This is a genomic window from Bradyrhizobium sp. (assembly GCF_049581145.1).
GTDB lineage: Bacteria > Pseudomonadota > Alphaproteobacteria > Rhizobiales > Xanthobacteraceae > Bradyrhizobium.
Genome location: NZ_JBAURI010001260.1, coordinates 1 through 4,203 on the forward strand (window position 1 = coordinate 1; position 4,203 = coordinate 4,203).

The window sequence follows — 4,203 nt, forward strand, 5'->3', positions numbered from 1 at the left end:
GTGTAGGCCCACGACATCGATCAGCTCAATGCGCCTCGTCCCAATTATCCGCCGCCCGCGCGTCGACCTGCAGCGGTACGGAGAGCAATGCTGCCGGGAACGGCGCGTCCTGCATGACATGCTGAACCACCGGCAAGGTCGCCGCGACCTCGTCGTCCGGAACCTCGAAGATCAGTTCGTCGTGCACCTGCAGCAGCATCTGCGCCGAGAGTTTTTTCGCGGCGAGTGCGTCCTCGATGCGGATCATGGCGCGGCGGATGATATCGGCCGCCGAGCCCTGCAGCCGCGCGTTGATCGCGGCGCGCTCGTTGAAGGAGCGGACCGAGGCGTTGGACGCCTTGATGTCGGGGTAGTGACATTTGCGGCCGAACAGCGTGATGACGTAGCCGTTCTTGCGGCAGAATTCGCGCGTCTCGTCCATATAGGCGCGAATGCCCGGAAAGCGCTCGAAATATTTCTTGATGTAGGCCGAGGCCTCCTCGCGCGCGATGCCGAGCTGGTTGGCGAGCCCGAACGCCGAGATGCCGTAGATGATGCCGAAATTGATCGCCTTGGCGCGGCGCCGCACCTCGCTCGGCATCTCCTTGATCGGCACGCCGAACATCTCCGAGGCCGTCATGGCGTGGATGTCGAGCCCGTCGCGGAACGCCTGCTTCAGGACGGGGATGTCGGCGATCTCGGCCAGCAGCCGCAGTTCGATCTGGGAATAGTCCGCCGACACCAGCTTGTGGCCGGGCGTGGCGATGAAGGCGCGGCGGATCTTCCGGCCGTCCTCGGTGCGCACGGGGATGTTCTGCAGGTTCGGCTCGTTCGACGACAGCCGTCCCGTCGTGGTCGCGGCCAGCGCATAGGTCGTGTGGACGCGATGGGTCTCGCGGTTGACATAGGTCGGCAGCGCGTCGGTATAGGTCGATTTCAGTTTCGAGACCTGCCGCCATTCCAGGATCTTCTTCGCGAATTCATGGCCCTGTTCGGCGAGGTCGTCGAGGATCTGCGCCGAGGTCGACCAGGCGCCGGTCTTGGTCTTGGTGCCGCCGGGGATGCCCATCTTGCCGAACAGGATGTCGCCGATCTGCTTGGGGCTGCCGACATTGATCGGCTCGCCGGCCAGCTCCTGCAACTCGGCCTCGACCCGGGCCGCGGTCTGGGCGAAATCGCCCGACAGGCGCGACAGCACCTGGCGGTCGATCGAGATGCCGCGCCGCTCCATCCGCGCCAGCACGCTGACCAGCGGGCGCTCCAGCGTCTCATAGACCGCGGTCATGTGTTCGGCGGCCAGGCGCGGCTTCAGCACGCGCCATAGCCGCAAGATCACGTCGGCGTCCTCGGCGGAAAACGCGGTCGCCCGGTCGATCGCGACCTGATCGAAGGAGAGCTTGTTCTTGCCGCTGCCGGTCAGTTCGCCATGCGTCAAGGTGGCGTGGCCGAGCCAGCCTTCGGCGAGCGCATCGAGCCCATGCGCGTGGCGGCCGGCATCGAGCGCGTACGACATCAGCTGCACGTCGTCATAATTGCGCAGCGAGATGCCCGATTGCGCGAACATCACGGCGTTGAACTTGACGTTGAAGCCGACCTTCAAAATGCCGGCGGACTCCAACAGCGGCCGCAGCGCCGCGAGCGCGTCGCCCTCCCTGATCTGGTCCGGCGCAAGCCCGGCATCGAACAGCCCGACGCCGTCACCGGACTGCTTGTGCGACAGCGGCATGTAGCAGGCGTCGTTGGGCGCGAGCGCCAGCGCGATGCCCGAGATCTCCGCCTGCATCGGATCGATCGAATTGGCTTTCGCCTCGATCGCGAAATGGCCGGTATCGTGCACGCGCGCGATCCAGGCCTCGAGCTGATCGAGGTTTTTGATGGTCTGGTATTTGGTGCGATCGACGGGCAGTTTTCGCGCCGCCTCGGCGCGTGCGGCGGCCAGCGAGATCGGCGAGCCCTTGAGGCTGGACGCTTTGTCTTGCCGGTCTCCGGTTGCCTTGCTCGTCCGATTGCCCGGCGCGCTTGCGGGGGAGGGCGGGGTGGGGGTGCCGCCGCCGCCGGCGAAAAGGCTCCCATCCGGCTCGCTGCGCGCTCCGAGTTGTCCCGCAGGCGGCGGAGCCGAAGCCACGACCCCACTCTTGTTCCCCGCATCGGCTTTCACATCCGAAGGGTCGATCTGCGAATATTCGGCGACGCGACGGGTCAGCGTGGCAAACTCCATCGCCTTCAGGAACGCGATCAGCTTGCGCGCGTCGGGCTCGTGCACGGCGAGATCGTCGATCGGCACGTCGAGCGCAACCTTGTCGTCGAGCAGCACCAGTTGCCGCGAAATCCGCGCCTTCTCGGCATTCGCGATCAGCGCCTCGCGCCGCTTCGGCTGCTTGATTTCGCCGGCGCGCTGCAACAGCGCGTCGAGATCGCCATATTCGACGATCAGCTGCGCCGCGGTCTTGATGCCGATGCCGGGCACGCCCGGCACGTTGTCGGTGGAATCGCCGGCCAGCGCCTGCACCTCGACCACTTTCGCCGGCGGCACGCCGAATTTCTCGATCACCTCGGGGATGCCGATGCGGCGATCCTTCATGGTGTCGTACATGGTGACCTGGTCGGTCACGAGCTGCATCAGGTCCTTGTCGGAGGAGACGATGGTGGTGGTGGCGCCGCGCTCGCAGGCCTGCCGCGCATAGGTCGCGATCAGGTCGTCGGCCTCGAAGCCGGCCTGTTCCAGGCTGGGCAGGTCGAAGGCGCGCACAGCGTCGCGGATCAGCGGAAATTGCGGGATCAGCTCGTCAGGCGCCGGCGGCCGGTGCGCCTTGTAGTCCGGATAGATCTTGTTGCGGAAGGTAACTTCCGATTTGTCGAAGATGATGGCGAGATGCGTCGGCTTGTTGTCCGGCGGCATCTCCCGCAGCAGCTTCCACAGCATGTTGCAGAAGCCGAGCACGGCATTGACCGGCAGGCCGTCCGACTTGCGGTTCAGCGGCGGCAGTGCGTGATAGGCGCGGAAAATGTAGGAGGAGCCGTCGACCAGAAACACATGGTCGCCGGCTTTCAGCGCTGCGGCGGGAACGGCAGCCGGTTGAGCGGCGGCTTTGGGGGCTGTTTTCGGCATGGCCGCAATCTAGGAATTTTTGCCGGCGATTGACAGTCTGCCGGCCACGATGTGCCGGGATTTTTCCGGCTGGATCAGCGATTTTGAAATTCGATTCATAGCAGGCGTCGCGTTTCTCCCCTCCCTCCACGCGCGCAGCGCGTGGCGGGGAGGGGTCGGGGGTGGGGGGGGCTTCCGCATATTCGATGCCAGCATGAGAGAGTGCTTTTGTGGAGCCAACCCCCCGCCCCCGACCCCTCCCCACCGCTACGCGGGGGGAGGGGAGAAACCACCGTGCCATATGACAACTTTCATGGAATCGATCGTTCAGTCCGGCGGTCCGGCGCGGGTTGCTTCCGCCACTGTTCCATGCCCCTTTGGGCGGACCAACGGAAGGAGCGCGGCCATGACCACGCAACTCGACCTCTTGATGGAGAAGCTGCGATCGGTCGAGGCCGAGATCGAGGTCGAAATGGCGAAGCGGCGCGAGGAGCTGCGCTTCCGGCTGGAAAACCGGAAAATCGTGTTCGAGAAGGAGGTGCTGGAGCTGCACCGGCAGATCAGGACGCGGCTGTCGCGCTATCTGATCGAGGCTCATCCGCTGATCGTGCTGACCGCGCCGGTGATCTACGCGATGATCGTCCCGATCGTGCTGCTCGATCTTGCCGTCATGATCTATCAGGCGATCTGCTTTCCGGCCTACGGCATCCCGAAGGTGCGCCGTCGCGATTACCTCGTGTTCGACCGCCATCATCTCGCCTATCTCAACGCGCTCGAGAGGCTCAATTGCGCCTATTGCTCCTATGCCAATGGCATGGTCGCCTTTGTCCGCGAGGTGACGGCGCGCACCGAGGTCTATTGGTGTCCGATCAAGCATGCGAGGCGGGTGCTGGGGCCGCACCCGCATTACCAGGGATTTGCCGATTTCGGCGACGCCGAGGCCTTCCGCGCCAGGCAGACCGCGCTGCAGGACGGCGTGAAGATCGAGGGCGCGAGCTGAACGTGCGAGCGGTTATGGGTGTCGATGTCGGCCTGTGGTTATGGGTCCCGGCTCGAGGTCGGGACGACGCCGGAGTTTTCTGGCGCGATCGCGCATCCCCACAAACTCGACGTCGTCCCGGCGAACGCCGGGACCC

Annotated in this window: 2 protein-coding genes; one reads left to right on the plus strand and one right to left on the minus strand. The window is 65.1% G+C overall.

The window, feature by feature from the left end; genetic code table 11:
- Positions 1 to 25 precede the first annotated feature (25 nt).
- The gene (gene polA, locus WCB02_RS39985) at positions 26 to 3,088 is read right to left on the minus strand and encodes a DNA polymerase I (protein WP_423968037.1); all 3,063 of its coding nucleotides are present in this window, start codon (positions 3,086 to 3,088) and stop codon (positions 26 to 28) included.
- Positions 3,089 to 3,473: 385 nt separating this feature from the next.
- Here polA and WCB02_RS39990 point away from each other — a divergent pair, with 385 nt between their 5' ends.
- On the plus strand, positions 3,474 to 4,067 hold the full coding sequence (locus tag WCB02_RS39990) for a hypothetical protein (RefSeq protein ID WP_423968040.1): 594 nt from the start codon (positions 3,474 to 3,476) through the stop codon (positions 4,065 to 4,067).
- The last annotated feature ends 136 nt before the right edge of the window (positions 4,068 to 4,203 follow it).

Bases quoted from the DNA above. Each gene is read 5' to 3' on its own strand.
- polA (WP_423968037.1), bottom strand. From the start codon at position 3,088: ATGCCGAAAACAGCCCCCAAAGCCGCCGCTCAACCGGCTGCCGTTCCC.
- WCB02_RS39990 (WP_423968040.1), top strand. From the start codon at position 3,474: ATGACCACGCAACTCGACCTCTTGATGGAGAAGCTGCGATCGGTCGAG.